This window comes from Acetatifactor aquisgranensis (assembly GCF_943193215.1).
Taxonomy (GTDB): Bacteria; Bacillota; Clostridia; order Lachnospirales; family Lachnospiraceae; genus Acetatifactor; species Acetatifactor aquisgranensis.
This window is the reverse complement of sequence record NZ_CALPDH010000047.1, coordinates 1-18,129: the sequence shown is the minus strand read 5'-3', so window position 1 is coordinate 18,129 and position 18,129 is coordinate 1. Positions and strand designations below refer to the sequence as shown.

Annotated in this window: 12 protein-coding genes and 1 pseudogene; all 13 read right to left on the bottom strand. The window is 54.5% G+C overall.

What is annotated here, in order from left to right; genetic code table 11:
• Window positions 1-18: 18 nt before the first annotated feature.
• Window positions 19-2,673: an alanine--tRNA ligase gene (gene alaS, locus NFS35_RS25955; protein WP_251209908.1), complete on the bottom strand. Its 2,655-nt coding sequence runs from the start codon at window positions 2,671-2,673 to the stop codon at window positions 19-21.
• Between the two features lie 366 nt (window positions 2,674-3,039).
• Window positions 3,040-3,729 carry a hypothetical protein gene (locus NFS35_RS25950; RefSeq protein WP_251209907.1) on the bottom strand — a complete coding sequence of 230 codons (690 nt, stop codon included), beginning with the start codon at window positions 3,727-3,729 and terminating at the stop codon, window positions 3,040-3,042.
• 371 nt (window positions 3,730-4,100) lie between these two features.
• Window positions 4,101-4,898, bottom strand: coding sequence for a nucleotidyltransferase domain-containing protein (locus NFS35_RS25945; RefSeq protein ID WP_251209906.1), 798 nt, complete (start codon window positions 4,896-4,898; stop codon window positions 4,101-4,103).
• Window positions 4,888-5,916: a DNA polymerase beta superfamily protein gene (locus tag NFS35_RS25940; protein ID WP_251209915.1), complete on the bottom strand. Its 1,029-nt coding sequence runs from the start codon at window positions 5,914-5,916 to the stop codon at window positions 4,888-4,890. Before NFS35_RS25940 ends, NFS35_RS25945 begins: the two co-directional genes overlap by 11 nt.
• A gap of 205 nt (window positions 5,917-6,121) precedes the next feature.
• On the bottom strand, window positions 6,122-6,949 hold the full coding sequence (locus NFS35_RS25935; protein WP_251209905.1) for an aminoglycoside adenylyltransferase domain-containing protein: 828 nt from the start codon (window positions 6,947-6,949) through the stop codon (window positions 6,122-6,124).
• Window positions 6,921-8,309, bottom strand: coding sequence for an MATE family efflux transporter (locus NFS35_RS25930; RefSeq protein WP_251209904.1), 1,389 nt, complete (start codon window positions 8,307-8,309; stop codon window positions 6,921-6,923). Before NFS35_RS25930 ends, NFS35_RS25935 begins: the two co-directional genes overlap by 29 nt.
• 363 nt (window positions 8,310-8,672) lie before the next feature.
• Complete coding sequence (locus NFS35_RS25925) at window positions 8,673-13,442, bottom strand: coiled-coil domain-containing protein (protein ID WP_251209903.1); 4,770 nt, start codon at window positions 13,440-13,442, stop codon at window positions 8,673-8,675.
• A gap of 119 nt (window positions 13,443-13,561) precedes the next feature.
• Window positions 13,562-13,699, bottom strand: coding sequence for a hypothetical protein (locus NFS35_RS25920; protein ID WP_251209902.1), 138 nt, complete (start codon window positions 13,697-13,699; stop codon window positions 13,562-13,564).
• A complete protein-coding gene (locus tag NFS35_RS25915) occupies window positions 13,689-14,573 on the bottom strand; it encodes a DUF6063 family protein (protein WP_251209901.1) in 885 nt (294 codons plus the stop codon). The genes NFS35_RS25920 and NFS35_RS25915 overlap by 11 nt, the downstream gene beginning before the upstream one ends.
• Before the next feature lie 145 nt (window positions 14,574-14,718).
• The gene (locus NFS35_RS25910; protein WP_251209900.1) at window positions 14,719-15,054 is read right to left on the bottom strand and encodes a hypothetical protein; all 336 of its coding nucleotides are present in this window, start codon (window positions 15,052-15,054) and stop codon (window positions 14,719-14,721) included.
• An 11-nt stretch (window positions 15,055-15,065) separates the two neighbouring features.
• A complete protein-coding gene (locus tag NFS35_RS25905) occupies window positions 15,066-16,679 on the bottom strand; it encodes a hypothetical protein (RefSeq protein WP_251209899.1) in 1,614 nt (537 codons plus the stop codon).
• A 13-nt stretch (window positions 16,680-16,692) separates the two neighbouring features.
• Window positions 16,693-17,877: a hypothetical protein gene (locus NFS35_RS25900; protein WP_251209898.1), complete on the bottom strand. Its 1,185-nt coding sequence runs from the start codon at window positions 17,875-17,877 to the stop codon at window positions 16,693-16,695.
• A pseudogene (locus tag NFS35_RS30000) lies at window positions 17,874-18,038 on the bottom strand (hypothetical protein); the annotation flags it as partial. The gene NFS35_RS25900 and the pseudogene NFS35_RS30000, both read right to left, overlap by 4 nt.
• Between the last annotated feature and the right edge of the window lie 91 nt (window positions 18,039-18,129).

Below are 18,129 nucleotides of genomic sequence, written 5' to 3'. Positions count from 1 at the left end.
GTACAGATTATCATACACTTACCCAATCTGGCTCTCCAGCACTTTCGCGGCTTCCGCGATACAATCGGGAATGCCCGCCGGATTCTTGCCGCCGGCCTGGGCCATGTTCGGCCGTCCGCCGCCACCGCCGCCTACCTTTGGCGCGATGCCTTTGATCAGGTTCCCCGCATGGGCGCCCTTGGCAAGAGCGGCCTCCGTGGCCATGGCAATCATGTTCACCTTGCCGTTCGCATTTGACAGCAGGACGATGACGCCCTCTCCCAGTTTGCCCTTAAGCTGATCGCCCAAATCGCGCAACCCGTTCATGTCCACATTATCCACACTGGCGGCAAGAAGCTTCACGCCCTTTACTTCCGCCACATTATCCATCACGTCCCCAAGGGCCTCCTTGGCAGCCTTGGCTTTCAGGGATTCCAGTTCGGAGGAAAGTTCTTTCACCTGTGCCATCACATGCCCGCATTTCTCCACCAGATTGGCAGGTGTGGCCCTCAGCGCCTTGGCGGCCTCCTCGATAGTCTGCTCCAGTTCTTTATAATACGCGAACACGCCGTTCCCCGTCAGGGCCTCAATCCTGCGGACACCGGCGGCGATGCCGTTCTCGGAGAGAATCTTGAAAGCGGCGATGGAAGCCGTATTCGCCACATGGGTGCCGCCGCAGAGTTCCACGGAGAAATCGCCCATCTTCACTACGCGGACTTCCTCTCCGTACTTCTCGCCGAACAGCGCCATGGCTCCTGTCTTTCTGGCCTCTTCGATACCCATGATCTCCGTCACTACAGGCAGGTTTGCCGCAATCTGCTCATTTACGATTTTTTCTACCTTGTCCAGTTCCTCTCTGGTCATGGCGGCGAAATGGCTGAAGTCGAAGCGCAGCCGTTCGCCGTCCACATAGGAGCCGGACTGCTCTACATGGGTGCCCAGCACTTCCCGCAGGGCTTTGTGCAGCAGATGGGTGGCGCTGTGGTTCTTGCAGGTATCGCCGCGCTTGTCCGCATCCACGGTCAGCGTTGCCGTATCTCCCACCTTAATCATTCCCTTTGTAACCGTGCCGATATGTCCTACCTTGCCGCCCAGCAGTTTTACAGTATCTTTCACCTCAAAACTGCCGTCTGCCGTAGAAATGACACCCGTGTCAGCATTCTGGCCGCCCATGGTGGCGTAGAAAGGCGTCTCCTCCACGATGACAGTGCCTGCCTGGCCGTCAGTCAGAGCCTCCACCAGCTCGCTCTCCGTGGTCAGCACGGTAATCTTTGAATTGTGCCGGAGCCTGTCGTAGCCTACGAACCGGGTAGTGATCGACGCATCGATGGATTCGTATACCGTCACGTCCGCCCCCATGTAATTGGTGGTCTTCCGGGCTTTTCTGGCCGTGTCCCTCTGGTGCTGCATGCACACGCCAAAGCCCGCCTCGTCAATGGTGAAGCCCTTCTCCGCCAGAATCTCCTGGGTCAGATCCGTGGGGAATCCGAAGGTATCGTACAGCTTGAAAGCGTTCTCCCCGGAAAGCTCCGTGGTTCCCCGGGCTTTCATCTCCTCTTCCATCTGGGCCAGGATGCTCAGGCCCTGGTCAATGGTCTTGTCGAACTTGTCCTCCTCCTGGGTGAGCACGTTCAGGATGAAGGCCCGCTTCTCCTCCAGCTCAGGGTAGCCGTCCTTGCTCTCATCGATCACGGTCTCGCTTAAATGTGCCATGAACTTGTCCCGGATGCCCAGAAGCCTGCCATGCCTTGCCGCACGGCGGATCAGGCGGCGCAGCACATAGCCCCGGCCTTCGTTGGAGGGAAGGATGCCGTCGCTGATCATGAAGGTGGTGGAACGGATGTGGTCTGTTATCAGGCGGATAGACACGTCCTTTACCTCGTCCGCCTCGTACTCTGTCCCGGCAATCTGACAGATTTTGTCCCGGATGGCCTTCATGGTGTCCACGTCGAACACAGTGTCCACGTCCTGCACCACCACCGCCAGACGCTCCAGGCCCATGCCGGTATCGATGTTCTTCTGGGCCAGTTCCGTGTAGTTGCCATGCCCGTCGTTGTCGAACTGGGTGAACACGTTGTTCCACACTTCCATGAAGCGGTCGCACTCGCAGCCCACCTTGCAGTCCGGCTTGCCGCAGCCGTATTTGATTCCTCTGTCGTAGTAGATTTCGGAACAGGGGCCGCAGGGGCCTGCGCCGTGCTCCCAGAAATTGTCGCATTTTCCGTTCTCGTCCCGGTAGAAGCGGGTAATCTTCTCCCCGGGCACGCCGATTTCTTTTGTCCAGATTTCGAAGGCTTCCTCGTCCTCGCAGTAGATGGAAGGGTAGAGCCGCTCCGGATCCATGCCCACCACTTCTGTCAGGAACTCCCAGCTCCAGCGGATTGCCTCATGCTTGAAGTAGTCGCCGAAGGAGAAGTTGCCCAGCATCTCGAAGAAGGTAAGGTGCCTTGCGGTCTTGCCCACGTTCTCGATGTCGCCTGTGCGGACGCACTTCTGGCAGGTGGTGACCCTGCGCCTGGGGGGGATTTCCTGGCCCGTGAAGTAGGGCTTCAGGGGAGCCATGCCGGAATTGATGATCAGCAGGCTGTTGTCGTTGTGGGGCACCAGGGAAAAGCTCTTCATTTTCAGATGTTCTTTGCTCTCGAAGAAATCCAGGTACATTCTTCTCAGTTCGTTTACGCCGTATGGTTTCATGTATTCTTCCTCCCGGTTTATCGAAAGCCCCTTTGGGATGCGGGGCTTTGGATGCTTGTTTTTTCCTAGCGTCTATTATACATGATAATAGAATCCTGTCATTGGATTCTATTATATCACTTATTTTTATTTTGTATAGTAGATTTTGGGGGAGACGCGGGAAAATCCTTGCCTGCATTCTTCCCGATGGCGCAGGAATCGGGGCAGGCATTAATCCCGATTATCCGGCTGGCGCTTCCTTTGATTTCCACTGCACATTTTCCCGCAAAAAATCCCCGGGCCGATTTCTCAGCCCAAGGAGATAGTAACATATTTTCCAGTCCGGTTCAACTATTTGCTGCGGCTAATCCGCTCGCCATCCGCATGTCACTCGCCCATGAGCACTATATCGTCCAGCATGACTTTGACGATGGAATCCGGGTCAATGGCGGTGCCGAAAGAAGCTCTCATGTCCACGTCAATCTCGCCGTCACCGTATCCCATCCCGCTTAACAGCACGGTAGCCTGGATCTGGGTGCCGTCCGCGAAGCCGATTGTGATGACATGGCTTCTGTGCATTCCCCATATCGAAGATATCTCTCCCTGATAAGTTCCTTCCATGGTCAGATATACTGTCAAAGGCGACACGTAGATATCATACTGATCAAAATGAACCTGTTCTTCCGTCTTGTCCAGCGCTCCGCTCAGCGCAAACCCGTAGTCCCCGTTGCGCACGATTTCGATGGATGTCCTGTAGAAGCCGTTCTGAACATCCTCGTCCGGAATCACCACCCCCCGGGAAGGCTCCCCTTCGTTTTCTACCGCCGGCGCTTCATAGCAAAAGCTCTCCGCGTACAGGGTATAGGTTCCGGACGCGTAGTCCGTTTTCCCTAACTGCGTGATGATGCAAAGCTCCTGGTTCTCTGCCAGTTCATATTCACAGCCCTCCGGCAGCTTGTTCCACTGGAATTTATCCCCGAAGCCGCTCCGCAGCAGAGTTTTGTCCACGTCATACTCCTCTCCGGCCAGACCGTCCTTCCATTGACCCAAATAGTCATTATCAATGCTGACATGCACTGTAAGGTACTGATCCACCTTCTTCGTTTTGAAGCAGGATGTGGAGAATCAACAGGGTGTAAGGGCCTGGCAACCCGCCAAAGCCTTTACACCCTGTTTTTAGTCGCTATTCAATTACGGTACGGATTGTTCCCTGATATGTGGCTGCCTGGGCTGTTGCGGTTCTCTGCATAGGGCTTTCGCCTGATGATTCTCTGCCTGGGTCTTGCGGCCTGCCTTGCAGGCCCTTTCCAGGGAGCAGTGCGGATCTCCACTGCCAGTATCTTCAGAAGTGACGAGATTGTCAGGGGGAATTTATCAATACATCAGCTTCTTCCGGAACATGATGTAGTAACAGTTCAGTTCAAAATCACTGCAGCCCACCGACCCTTTCACTGTCTGCATGCCGGTGAAGATACCAGCTCCAGGAACAGCCTGTTCAAATCCTGCCAGTCCGCCTTCCTGTCGTCCTCCATGGAATCGGTCTTTTGCTTAAAGCAGGCAAGCTGCTCCGCAATATAGGCATTGACCGGCTCCACCCTTTCGCCTTTCTCGCTCTCCGCCATCTGCATCTTTCTCTGCGTCAGGTCCGCAATGACGGGTCTCATGTCTTCATCCAGCATCTCCTCAGCCAGCTCCCGGAACAGTACCGGCGGCGGGCAGGCTTTGGCGTCAATCCATCTGCAGGCCAGCAGGGGGCGGAGTACATAGAAGTACTTCTTGTACTTGACCGCGTCCGCCGTCAGGTGCTCCAGGTAGTTCTTGTTGGCCGTGCCGTAATAGTGGTACATGGCCGCTTTGCAGGAAAAATAAGGGAGGGCCGTCTCCCTGACCCTGTCCCACTCCGGCGTGGTGGCGTATACCACCGGGGAACCCGCCCACTCGTACATCACGGCGTTGGACTTATGGAAATGCTGCAGGACTTTGGACAGATCCCATCCGTTGATGTCCAGGGTCTCATCCAGCTCCCAGTCGATGAAATCCTTCCTGGGATTCAGGCCCAGATAATATTCCATGGGCCGCATATATATGAACCTCACGTCGTAATCGCTGTCCGGGGAGGCCAGCCCCCAGGCGCGGCTGCCGGACTCCACGGCATGCAGTATCTTTACCTGTTCCTTTTCCTCTATCTCTGCCAGCTTCTGCCGTACCAGCTCCTCTATGGGGCCTTCGAACTCCTTATATCTCATCCCTTACCACCCTCTCGTTCACGGCCATGACGTATCTCTGGATTGCCGCCATGTCAGGCTCGTCGGGCAGCTTCGTGTGCCGCGCCGCCTCGTCCAGCTGTCTCTCATAGTCGCTGACAATTTCGTAGAATTCCTCACGGAACGTGCCGTCTTCCTTTTGATACTCTCCCTTACGGATGCTCATGAGCAGCTCATGCTCCTGGCTGCGGTAGGTGCGGATTTCTCCTTTTCCTACGATGTCCACGGCCATAATCAGAAGCCGCACCAGGTGCATGGCATGTTTGTTCAAGTGGTTGTCGTCCTTTTTCCGGTTGCGCTTCCCGATTTTGTCGTAGTCTTTTACAATATTATGCATTTCGTTCCACAGATTTTTGTAGTCCCGTAAAGGATAATGCTTTAGTTCTGCATCCATGAAAATCTCTGTCTCAAGCTCCGGGTTGACGGCCTTGTCGATATAAAGATTCAAAAAGCCGTTTTCAAACCTTCCGTAGCGCTGCTCCAAATCATACATGGCGTTCCGCACGGAGCGGAAAATATGCTCCTCCCTCTCGCTCTGTGGACAGGCGTCTCTGGCCAGCGCGTTCTGGAGCCGCCTAAGCTGCGCGTCCGCGTACCCGCCAAAGGAGCGTATCGCTCGCTTGGACAAAAAGAGCTCCGCCCTGTCCACAAGCCCCTGGCCCATCTCGTTCAGGTACAGATAGTGCTCCCTGTTCAGGCCCAGGAGCTCCAGCGTGTTGGGATTGCAGCTCATGAGGAGGGTTATCATCTTTCGGAAAGAGAAGATTACGGTGTCCGTATTTTCGTCCTCATATTGCTCATGTGCCGTCAATCCGATCAAGTCCGATTTTCTGTTCAGGGACACCCCGCGGATGTCGATGTCGCTGCCCTCTCCGGCGGTTCCATAGGAATAGCTGCCGCCCAGCCCCAGCAGAATCACATGCCGGCCCAGCTGCTCCTTCGTGTCCAGGAATCCGTATGTCTCAGGGGCAATCTCTCTGGAAATCCGGCTGCGGAGCATACGTGCCACTATGGATGAAATATCGGATGCCCTGTTACAAGAAGCCCCGCTGAAATCGTTTTCTGTCATTCTTCTCCCTCTTCAAATTATCGGTTCCTGGGAGGATTGCCGTTATCCTTTCCGGCATTCTCTCCCGGCTGTCACCAATCCGCAAAGTTTCTTTTCTCTTCCTCTTCATATCCATTGGTTCCTGAGATAATCGCCGTTATCCTTTCCGGCATTCTCTCTCCCGGCTGTCTCGAATCCGCAAAATTTCTTTTTTCATATACGCCGCGAATCGCTTGCCGGCCTCCGGCTCTATCTTCATTTCTTCCCCGGCTTCATAGCAGCGCAGCGCAAGGGCTGGCAGGCCGCGGAACTCCTGCGGCAGTGCGGCTAGCCCCCATTCTCCGCCCTCCCGTTTGGACAGAATCGCTCCCTTCTGCAGCCAGGCGAGCACCCTGCACAGGTTCAGCGTCATGTACATGGGGTTTTCCGCGATCTCCTCCGGGGCATTTTCAATGTCGCCGCAGATGCTGTCCGTGTAGGCCTCCGGCGGGACCGCTCCGAATACCGCCTCTATCCGTTTTCCCCAAAGCACGATTCCGCATTTTTTCAGAACGGTAAAATGCGCCGCCAGGTCTTTGTCTGTGCCTTTCATCTCTTTTGCATACGCCTGAGGATTTTTCAGGAGCCGGTTCAGGTGCATCGCGGAAAAGTGCAGTTCGAAAGGCGTTGGATAGGCAAAGCGCTCACAGAATTCCCTCCTGATGATGCTCATCTCTATCCCCTTGGCCGGGGCATGCGCATGTAAGGGAACCAGCTCCCCCAGGAAGTCCAGCTTTGCCGCGTCCGGGACGCTTTCCTCTACTACCGCGATGAAATCCAGGTCGCTCAGCTTCGGATGGAAGCATCCCATGGCCGCCGAGCCGTGCAGATAAACGCCCACCAGGTTCTCCCCCAGGATTCTTCTGCATATATCCGTAAAATCATTTATTACATTTTGGGGTTTCATCTGTTCCGTCTCAACCCTCCTGCCGCGATTCCTTACCATTCTTGTCCATTTCCTTCAATTCTTTCAGAACCATCACTACGATTGCCTGGGTCAGGATAAAAGTCAGCAGATCGGCCACCGGCTGGGCCAGCTGCAGCCCCGGCACGCCATAAATCCCCGGCAGAATCAATATGGCCGGGATGAAGAACAGCCCCTGCTTCCCGATGGCCGTCAGCGTGGCCCGGAAGCTGTAGCCGATGGACTGTGTCAGCATGTTCCCGATGATGGTAAAGGACTGCACCGGCAGCAGCACGCACTGCATCTTCAGCGCCAGCGCCCCGATCCGGATCACCTCCGCGTCCTCCCGCCGGAACATCCTCATGATGGGGTTAGACACAGCGAACATCACCACCGCCATGACCGTCAGGAACACAAATGCCACTTTCAGGCAGAAATAATAGGCCTCCAGCACCCGCCCGTACCGCTTCGCCCCGAAATTGAAGCCGCACACCGGCTGGAAACCCTGTCCGAAGCCAATCAGGGCCGAATTGATGAACATCATGATTCTGGTGACGATGGACATGGCAGCCACCGCCGCGTCCCCGAACCCGGAGGAAGCCACGTTCAAAAGCACCGAAGCCACGCTGGCCAGCCCCTGCCGCCCTAAAGTAGGCATCCCCGCGGACAGGATTTCTTTGAACACCCATCCCTTCATGGTGAAGTATTTCGGATGGGGTTTCAATACGTTCCCGGAGCGAATCACCAGGGCCAGCAGAATCAGGAAGCTGACGAACTGGCTGACAATCGTGGCAATGGCAGCGCCTGAGATTCCCATTTCGAACCCGAAAATCAGGATAGGATCCAATATGACATTCAGCACGCCCCCGGTGGTGATGCCAATCATGGACAGCGCCGCGTTTCCCTGGGCACGCAAGTGGTTGTTGAAGACAAAGGACACCGTCATATAGGGCGCGGCAATCAGGATATAGCGCCCATAATCCTTTGCGAAAGGTGCAATCGTTTCCGTCGCTCCCAACACACGCACCAGAGACTCTATGTTCCAGATACCGAAGACCGCCAGCAGCAGGCCGAAGACAAATGCCGTATACACTGCCGTGGAGCAGGCCTTCTGGGCCTTTTCGTCCTTCTTCTCACCCAGCATCCGGGACATATAGTTCCCGCTTCCCATCCCTAAAGTAAAGCCGATGGCCTGGATCATGGCCATCAGGGAGAAGTTGACCCCCACGGCGCCGGAAGCGCTGGTGCTCAGCTGGCTTACGAAAAAGGTGTCCGCCATGTTGTAGATGGAGGTTATCAGCATGCTGATAATCGTGGGCACAGCCAGCCTGGGAATCAGCTTGTTCACCGGGGTCTCCACCATCATCTGGTACTTTTCCTCATATGTCATTTCATGCCGCATTTCCGTTCCTCCGACAGACAGTAATCAAATCACTTATATTCTTTATTTCGTTTTTCCTTTGGTATGCCATAAAAGTTATAAAGTCACTTCGGGGCATATGGAACCAGGCTCCGGCACAATGCCCTTCTGCGCCAACATGATATCCTGAAACCAGCAAACAGACAACTTCTCCGACGCAAAGCCTGTACTCCACCTGCTCCAATCCTATGACAGCAAGCATCACTTCACCGCATCATATGCTACAGCCACATCCCGGCAGCCTGTCAAACCCTTTTGCCCAGGCCAGGCCCTTTCCTTTTGCCCGGATTTCTTCCGCAAATGCCGGGAGCCTGTGCCAGCCTGCGTATCCCACTGCCGCGCCTCTTAGAACACGAACTCCTGCTGCTCCATCACCTCAATCTGGGACACCAACACGGTCTCCTCCTCCGAGCCCCGCATATGCTCCGCCCGCAGGTACTGCATGTCGTTTCGCAGGTTCGCGCTGATCAATGTCAGCACATAGATATTGTCGAACCGGTTGTAGATGGACTCCCCGCCCAGCCCTGACAGGCAGATCAGCTGGGTGTTGGCTTTCTTCGCCATATCCATCAGGGGCTTCAGCAGATGGGAAGCGTTGGTCTGGGCAAAGGGATTGTCCATCAGCAGGACTTTTCCCTCATTCCTGTCCGAGAAAATGTCCGAGTCGTCCTTGCGCATATAGTAAAGCAGCGCCGACAGGATCACGAACGCCGACAGGAAGCCCTCCCCGCCGGAATTCTTCGCCACATCCGCCCAGGTGATGGGATATTCCCGCTGCTCCTCTATCTTGTAGAGCCGAATCTGCACATTGCCGATTCCCACCACCGCGTCGTAAAGCCCTTTGGTGGTAATCCGGGTGCCCAGGAACTCCTGTAAGTTCTGGTTCTCCTCCAGCAGCGCGATTCCCTTGGATGTCACATCGTCGATATAATCCTGCAGCCGCAGGGCGAACATATTTTCGTTCTCTGTCCAGTCTGGCGGCTCCACTTTCAGCATCTTCACAGGCCGCTCCCGCACGGTTATGGTGGAATTCCGGTCGATTTTGCACAGATTTTCATGGACTTCTTTCAGGTAATCCCCCAGAAGCTCCGTAATCTTCTCTTTTTCTTTCTCCACCAGCGAAATGTCCACCTGGAGCTTCTCCATCAGGTTCTCATAAGAAGCGATTGTAGTCTCCAGCTGCCGGATGACCCGCTCCGCGTCCTCTGTCAGCTGCAGCATGGCTTCCAGGGGCTTTTGGTAAAAATCCTCCGCGAAGATTTCCATCCGTATCATCCGGTTCAGCTCCCGCTCCAGAGCCGCTCTCGTGTCGCTGCGCTGCTCCTGATAGGCATTGTAATCCCGGATCAGGATGCCTTTCTGCTTCGTCAGCTCCGGGCCGCTGATGGCAGACCACTCAAATTCCCATACCACTGGAGGATACCCATGGTTTGCTGCCGATTCCCCGCGCCGGTAGGCCCCTGGCCCCTCAGAGGGATATTCCGCAGGCTCCTCGGCGGCGAATTCCTCATACTCCGCCAGGGCTGCCAGATTGCTCTCGAAAGTCTGCAGTCTCTTATGAATCAGCTTCTCCTCTTTCCGGGCTTCTTCCTGTTCGTATTCCAGCTTTTTGATGGCGTCCTCAAAGCGGACGGTCCGGATCTCCTCCTTGGGAACCGGTTCCTCTTTCTGGCAGCGCTCCTTTATCTGTTTCGTTTTACCGTCTTTTTCCTGACGTAAAAGTGCGCATTTGATTTCCTCTTCATGAATCTGCCGGTTCTGCTTTTCGATTTTCCGGTTCTGGTCTTCCAGCAGAATTTCCTGGTGGGCCTCCTCTTTCTTATCGTAAGGCACCGATGTCCAGTCAGTCTCTTTCAGGCAGAACTTTCCCGCCAGCTCTTTCAGTTCCTCCAAAGCCTTGCTGTACCGCTTCCGGGCTTCCCGGACCCGCTCTTCCAGTTCTTTTTGCTCCGCGCTGATGCCGTTCGTGATGATATCATAACGGCTCTCGGCTTCTTTCGCCTGCTGCTGCGTAAAGGGCTGCACCACAGAAAAACTCTCTTTCGGGAGCTGTGCGCCGGACAGGCTGTCTTCCGTCATTTGTGCAGCAGAACTTTCTTCCCGGGACTGGGCGTCGATCAAGCTTTCTTCCGGAGACCGGGCACTGGATGAATCTTTCGTCTGCTTCGGGAGCGGATACTGCTGATATCTTACCAACCGCTCCCCACAGACCTCGCCCTCCCGCTCCAGCGCAGCCAGGCGGTTCTTCTCCGTTTCCAGCTCCTGCTCCCGCCTGGCGTTCTTCTCCTGTTCCAGCTTCTGGAGGTTTCGCACCCGCTCCTTTTCCCGCTGGTTCTTCTCCAGGAGGCGGCTGTTCTCCCGGTATTCTCTGTAGCTTTGACAGAATCTCCTAAAATCCTCCAGCCTCCTGCTCTGATAGGCAAGCGACTTGTCCAGTTCAGCCGTCTCCTGTTCCCGTCTGGCCTGGCTGGTTTCCAGAGTTTCCAGTTCTTCTCTTTTTCCTAAAACCTCCTGTTCCAGACCGGCAAGCGCTCTCTCCTGTCCGGCAATATCCTCCTTTAACGTCTCATAGGCGCTCCTGGAGACTTTCTGGCCCTTAAGCTTCTCCTGATGGCCGATATATTCCGTGTATTCCGCCTTGCGGATGTCGATGGATTTGCGCAGCTTCCGGATGCGGGCATCCAGCTCCGAGAGCATGGCCGCCAGCTTCTCTTCTTCCAGCAGGTTATCGTTAAACCATACATAAAAGTGCAGTGAATCGAAAGACTGCACCGGCCCGCTTATGGTTTCCCCCTGCCCCTCCAATTCTTCACGAATCAGGACAGGCACCGGCGCAGAGGTATAGACCTGGTCCGGAAGATTCCTCAGCCGCTCCAGTTCCTGCCTTGACAAAATCAGGGAATAGGGGAGGAACGGTTGTCTGGCTACCAGCTGCTTATTCCGCTCCGGTGAAAGCTGGTTCTTCCGCAGCCATTCCATTCCGTATACGAAATGGATTCCAGTCTCCTCCAGCATCCCGCGGAATTCCTCTGACAATTCCAGCACCTGTCCCCTGGAAAGCTTGCGATGCTCTTTCTCCAGCCCGTCAGTCTCTTTCTCCAGCCCCTGTCTTGCCATGTCTGTGTCCAGAAGCTTTCTCTGCACTGCGGCAAGCAGCTTCTCCGAGTCGAACACATCCTCCTGCCCCAGACCTGCATACCGCAGAATGACGCTTCGCTCCGCCAGTTCTCTTTCATACTCCGACAGCTGCCTTTCCAGTTCTTTTCCGGCAGATTCCAGGCGGCTCTTCTCCGCCAGCTTGTCCTCCACCAATCTTCGGCAGCCCTTGATCCGTTCCCGATACTGCTCTATGTCCTTTTTCGCGCTGCGCCTGCGGGCTTCTGTGGCGCTTTGCTCTTTCTCGTACTCCGCCTGCCTGATTTCCAGCGCACCGGCCTCGTACTCTCCCAGGAGATTCCGGCTCCAGGCCCCCATGGAATGCTTTTCTTCCATGGAATGCTTTTCTTCCATGGAATGCTTTTCTTCCATGGAATGCTTTTCTTCCATGGGACGCCTCGTCTCCCCGGAACGCCCCGCTTCCATATACTCCTGGTTGAATCTGTCCTCCACCTGGTCGAACATCCGGATTCTGGCCTGCAGCGCGCCCGCTTCCTCCGTCAGGCTGCCCTCCGTCCCCCGCAGTTCTTCCAATTTCCGGAGCCCCTCCTGCTTCTCCTGCCGCAAAGTCTCAACCGCTCCCAGGCACTGCTCCTTTTCCTGCCCGTTCTTCTCCTGCAGCGCTTCATAATACAGCCGAAGCCCACCGCCAAGAGCCATCCTCTCCGGCTCCAGATTCTCTTTCTTCTCCCGGAAAAAATCCAGGCGCTGCTGCTCCCTGCCAAGTTCCTGCCTGCTTTCCTCCACATCCCCCTGCTGCTTTCCGCAGGCCAGCACATGAAGCCTGTGGGAAATCTCGTCCCTCCTGCGCTCCAGTCCCTCTTCTTCCATCCGCAGCATCTCCAGATTGCTCCGGGCAAACCGCTCCCTGTCGGCGATTTCGTGATACTCGCCGGAAAGCTTCTCGTATTCCAGCCGATGCAGTTCCTGAGCCAGCCGGTCCATCTCACGCTCCATCATCTCCGCCTTTTCCCGCTCCTGCCCCTCCAGGCCATGCAGCCTGCGGATGAAATCCCCTATGCGGGCTCTCTGGCCTGCAAGCTGCGCCGACACGTCCCGATAACGGAAAGCATGCTCCCGCACCCGCTCCGTCTCCTGGCCAAAGGCGCGGATGGTGTCCCTGCGCTGGATTTTCGACCGGTTGTCCTTGTACTGGCCGGTATATTTTTCCATAATGCCCTGGAATTCTTTCATCCGGTTCTTGTCCTGGTTCAGCTTGTTCTCCACGGCATCCAGGAACCATTTCTCCATCAGGCCTTTCTCATCCCGGCAGTCGGCGAACAGATCCGACAGGCCGGACTCTTTCAGATTGACTTTCTTGATGATGGTCTCCCATTCCTTATAATAAATCTGGTACTCCGCCAGCTTGTTGAAATACTGCTTGGCCTGGGCCGGATTGTTCATGTCATAGTAAAAGAAAGGAACGCTGCGCTCCCGTTTATAAGTCTCGAAAAGCTGTTTGCAGGCGGCAAAGCCTTTCAGCGTGATATCCTTTTTCGTCTTCTCCACCACGGGAAGATGATGGATGTCCTGCTGGCATCTTGTTTTGTATTCCGATATAAAATTGATGATTTCCAGTTCATCCTGGGAATGTCCCTCTCCCATGCGTTCCTCCAAAATCTCCTGGCTCCTGCGGACCATCATCCCGGTCAGCACGTAGCCAGCCCCCTGGTCCAGCTTCCATTCCACCAGAATGAACGTGGGCTTGTTGGTGGTAAAATAGCTGGAAAAAGGGCGGTCCTTGGCATTCTGGTACCGCCTGTGGACGAAAGGCGCCATCATCATCTGCACCAGAACGGACTTTCCTCCGCCGTTTCGCAGCGACAGGAGGGTGCTCTCCCCATGCAGCTGAAAGGTCTCGTTGCTGATGCGGATGGCATTGTTGTTATAATTCAAATTAATCAGACGGACTGCGTTTATCTTGCTCACATCAACCTCCATGCCGCTCTGCCGCGGCATAAGGAAATGCCTCCAAATAACCTACGCAAGCCTGTTGCAAAATTTACAGATTTTATCAGGTTTACTCTAAACAAAATGCGTAGATTATTTTCCGGCAGTTCCTAAATCCGGAATCAAATTTATAGTTCCTCCATATCCCCTGCATTCACGCAAAGCTCAAATCCGAAGTCCTCCGGCGATTTGCCGAACAGCCCAAGCAATTCCCAAAAAGTCAATTTATGTTGTTTTCCAGTCGGATAAGCTCTTTTAAAAATCATCCGTTTCCCTCATGAGCCCGCCGACTCCCCCCTCCATGGAATGCCCTCCTTCCATTACTCTGCGCACCCGCTGGAAATGGTTCTGGTTCAGCAGATTCCAGTCCATGAACTGGTCCAGCTTCTTCGTGGTCTTGATCATCTCGTCCTCCTCCACGTACTCGATCAGCCCCTGTTTCTGGAGGAAATTCAGGATATTGTAGAGGAAGCCCTCTTTCGTGGTCTTGGCCCGGGAACCTTTCTCATCGGAGCGCAGCGCTTCGTAGGCCTCGACCATATTGGAAAAGGCGATTCCCAGCCTTTCTTCCACAGCATGCTGCTCTTCCGCAGCCTGTCTCTCTTTCGAGACCTGTTTCTCTTTCGAGACCTGTTTCTCTTTCGAGGCCTGTTTCCCTTTCGAGGCCTGTTTCTCTTCCGCAGCCTGACCCTCTTCCGTTTCTGCGCTGACCCGCTCCGCGCCCTCCCGCAAGCGGCTGGAGATGCAGTTCTGCAGTTCGCCTACGCGCATGTAGTCCCTTGTCTTGCTGGTGGCGCCCTGTCCATCGTAGAACTCCACCAGCAAAGTCAATATGACGAACTGGGACAGATAGTAATCCTTGTCGGTCCCGCCCGACTTGCACAGAATCTGCTTCAGCTGCGCCTTGGAAAATCCCAGAAAGGCATTGTCCTCCCTGGGAATCAGGTACACCACGTCCCCATACCGCTCGATGTCGCACTCCGCCGCATCCCCCTGAGACTTCACCAGATTCTGTATCCGCTCATTCTCCGCATAGCTGCGGAACAGCCGCTCCTGGGCCTCCTCGCTCATCTCATGGTGCTCCAGCAGATAATAAAAAATCTCCTGCCCCGTGCGGATGTCTTCCATTTCATATGCCATATTCCTCTCCAGCTCCTCCAGTTACATTTAAGATGTACTTTCCTTTGCCCTGAATTGCTTTTATCAGGCCTTGTGCTTCCAACACTTTTATGACCAGTCTGGCCTTTGTCGTCTGGCACGAAAGAATCCTCATTACTTCACGATGCTAAAACCGCAATTCAATCAGAACGGAAAAATCCCTGTTGCAATGAAATTCTTTTCCTATCTGCCCTACAAAATAGTCTTCCTCATTCGGGAATACCTGCCCTGTCAGAATCTTCAGCAACCCTATCTGCTCCTCATCCAGTTCATTCAACAGCACATCATAAGTACACCACCCATCCGTAACAGGCGAACATATATACTCTATCATATCCCAGAATAATTCATATCCATTGATGGACTGGTTCCGTGCCAGTTGATGCGCCCTTTCACTAGAAAGCATTTTCTCCAACATGCCATACTGTCTGCCATCCAAAATGACCTTATATATTTTATCCATTGCCCCCACCCTCAACCAGCCACCCGAATCAGCACATTAGAGCAGCAGACAGTCTTCTGCCTGCCCGTATCATCCGGCACATGTTCAAAGGCAATCACCTTGCCGTCCTCTATCCGGTAAACCGTAACTTTCCGTATCATCAGGCCGTGCATCTCAATCAGATTCAGCAGCATCTCATTGAGCTGGAACCCGCTGGAGAACTCCCCGATAAAGTTCCTCCGCTCCTCCCGCAGGACTTCGATGTCAATCTCCCTGCCCCGTAGCAGCTCCACCATGACCTCCTTGAAAATCTGTACGCTGGGCAGCAGCCTGGCGTAATCCTCCCCATCCGCATCCAGGCCCTGCCGGATTTCTTCCAGGGAGACCTCCCCCGTGTCCGCCCCCATGGCCCTCTGCAGCAAGAACAGAAGACAGCCCTCATACCCCGCAAGCCGCTGCTGCCTGAGCCGCTCTTCCTCCTGCATCCACTCCTCGTCCCCGAACTCCATCACCGCTTCCGTCTCGTCCTCCCCTTTCTTCCGGAGAGGACGCTGCAGCTCTGTGCATTTCTTCAGATTATAAATCTTCTCCGGCTCATTCCCGAAAAGCGGCCGCAGAAAAATCTCCATGCGGGACAGCCCCTCCGGGCGCTTCAGTATCTCCTCATACAGCTCATTCCTCAGGGAAAACCTGCGGATAAAGGACATCTGGGACAGCTGTTCCAGCTCCCTGGTATACAGGGATTTCAAATCAAAATGGCTGCTCAGAATCTTCTGGTGCTCATCGATGGCCCGGTTCAGATAGCTTTCGATGATACCCAGGTTCCGCAGCTTCTCCTCTTCCTTTTCATCCAGCCGCCGGACGTTCAGGTTCATCTCCTCCAGCTCCCTGGCCCTGGTCTTCACCAGTTCCCGGTAACTCAGGAACTTCTGCTTGGTGTCGCTGATGGTGTCCAGGTTCGCTTCTAATACAAACTCGTAGTCCGCCACCGAATAATTCAGGGCGTTCCTGCGAATCCGGCCCATGGCTTCCTCAATCCTCTGCAGCTGGATGCGCATCAGGTTGAATACATTTTTGATATCGTCCACTGCCTTGTCGTAGCTCTGTTTCTCCAGATGCATCTTGAAAATCATCTCGTGGATGGTGATTTTCAGGTTGCTCTCGATTTCCAGCGTGGACAGCAGCAGATTGTAGCCGTCCTCCGTGAGATAATAGGAAGTCCTGCGCACCTCCGAATCCAGGTAGACGATCTTGTTGGCCACATAGCTCACGTTCATGGCCTGGTATTCCCGCTGCCCGAAGTCATATCCCTCAAAATACATTGCCTTCCCCTCATTGGAAAGCACCACATTGATGATGAAATCCCCCAGATTCTTGCAGTCCTCATAGCTCATGTTTTTCTCAAAATACCGCATGTTCAGGCTGTCCAGATAGGCGCCGACGTCATCGATGGTGCAGTTCTCCTCCTTCAGGGACTGCTCCATGAGATATAGCAGCACGGCGAAAATCACGTTGAACTGCTCGTCCAGTTTCAGGAAACCGTACTGCTTCCAGATAGTCTTCTGGCTGCTGTTCGCAAACAGAAGCGCATAGGCTCCCACATGCTTCATCCGCCTGGGGAAGTGCTTTAAGAATTCATATTGCATTGGTTCTGACCCCTCAATAGTCCGTAATCGTCACAATCTCCTGGGGGATGTACTTCCCGGCCTCCAGAAGCTCCCTCATGGCCGCTTTCGTCTCCTCAGAAAAATACCGGAAGAACAGGCCGGAAAGGCTGTGGTTCTGGTTCTCGCTCATCTCCGGCAGAAAGTCTCTTCCGTATTCCCGTGTTTTTTCTATCATTTTTTCGTAGGCCTGGATGAAAGGCTTTATCTCATGCAGGCAGCTGCATTCTCCCGCCTGCGCCGCGGGAAAAGCTTCTTCCTCTCCCACACAGCCAGCCGGCTCTTCTACAGCCTCCGGCATCTCTTCCCCGTTATCGCCAGACTTCCCATTCCCTGTCTCTTCCTTCCCCATAGAAAAAAGAGCCGCCAGCCGCTCATAGATGCCGATGCCCTCATAATCCAAATCGCCGAAATACAGTATCTCATTGTTCGGATGATTGATATGGGGTTCCACACAGAACTGAAAATCCTCAAAGGAGCGGAGGATGCCTTTTCCCGCGCCGTAGATGACCGTTCCGATTTCCCTGCCGAAAATCTTTCCGGGGGAACTGGCAGCATCCACGCTTTCTTCTTTTCCGCCGTCTTCGCCGGATAAGGCGAATCCACCCATCAGCCATCTGCGCATGGTATAGAACGTATCCTTATTCTCCAGAATCAAAACCGTCTGGGGCACGCGCCGGGTACCGGAATAATAGGCCAGCGGCTCCGTAGTCTGATAGACGCGCAGCTCCTCCATACCGATTCCGCAGTGGGCCAGAATCTTCCTCCCCTGCTCCCTCTGCAGAAACTTCTCCCGCCCCCATATCTGAAAGCTCCTCTCGTTCAAAGAGACATAGGCCGGCCCCTCCCCGCCCGCTCCCCTCTGCTCCAGGAAAAAGCGGTTCAAAAGCCGCACCCACTTCCGCTCTTCCCGGTACACATCCAGGTGCTTCAGATAATAATCCGTCCGAATCCCAGGCACTGTCCGAAACTGCAGCTCCTCCGTCTCCTCCCCGTAATCCGGCTTCTCTTCCACAAGCCAGTAGCTCGTATGGAGGGCGGGCTTCTTCCCGTTCAGCGGAGAACTTTTCACCGGCATGATCCTTCCGCTTTCCATCCGGCCGCAGATATAGCGGTACTGTTCCGGATAAGAATCCGTCCGGCTCTCCCTCTGCAGTTCCTCTAGCGAAATCTTCTTCATGCCTCTGCCCTTTCTCCCAGGATTTTCCGTATTTCAGTCAACACATAATCGGCGAAGCATTCTTCCTCTGCTGCCTGCGCCGCCATCTCTGTACCGTCTCTATAGCACGAAAGCGCCGTCTCTATCAGCCCTCTGAATCTTTCCGGCAGAAATTCCAGCCCCCATTCGCCGCCTCCCTAGTATAATGATGATATAGCCACAAGAGCTATACAGTTAATAAGTTACAAAGTCATATCTGATGAATAGCTGAAG

Coding starts and splice junctions, on each gene's coding strand:
- alaS (WP_251209908.1), bottom strand. CDS start 2,673: ATGAAACCATACGGCGTAAACGAACTGAGAAGAATGTACCTGGATTTC.
- NFS35_RS25945 (WP_251209906.1), bottom strand. CDS start 4,898: ATGAGATATAAGGAGTTCGAAGGCCCCATAGAGGAGCTGGTACGGCAG.
- NFS35_RS25940 (WP_251209915.1), bottom strand. CDS start 5,916: ATGCTCCGCAGCCGGATTTCCAGAGAGATTGCCCCTGAGACATACGGA.
- NFS35_RS25935 (WP_251209905.1), bottom strand. CDS start 6,949: ATGGTAAGGAATCGCGGCAGGAGGGTTGAGACGGAACAGATGAAACCC.
- NFS35_RS25930 (WP_251209904.1), bottom strand. CDS start 8,309: ATGCGGCATGAAATGACATATGAGGAAAAGTACCAGATGATGGTGGAG.
- NFS35_RS25925 (WP_251209903.1), bottom strand. CDS start 13,442: ATGCCGCGGCAGAGCGGCATGGAGGTTGATGTGAGCAAGATAAACGCA.
- NFS35_RS25920 (WP_251209902.1), bottom strand. CDS start 13,699: ATGATTTTTAAAAGAGCTTATCCGACTGGAAAACAACATAAATTGACT.
- NFS35_RS25915 (WP_251209901.1), bottom strand. CDS start 14,573: ATGGCATATGAAATGGAAGACATCCGCACGGGGCAGGAGATTTTTTAT.
- NFS35_RS25910 (WP_251209900.1), bottom strand. CDS start 15,054: ATGGATAAAATATATAAGGTCATTTTGGATGGCAGACAGTATGGCATG.
- NFS35_RS25905 (WP_251209899.1), bottom strand. CDS start 16,679: ATGCAATATGAATTCTTAAAGCACTTCCCCAGGCGGATGAAGCATGTG.
- NFS35_RS25900 (WP_251209898.1), bottom strand. CDS start 17,877: ATGAAGAAGATTTCGCTAGAGGAACTGCAGAGGGAGAGCCGGACGGAT.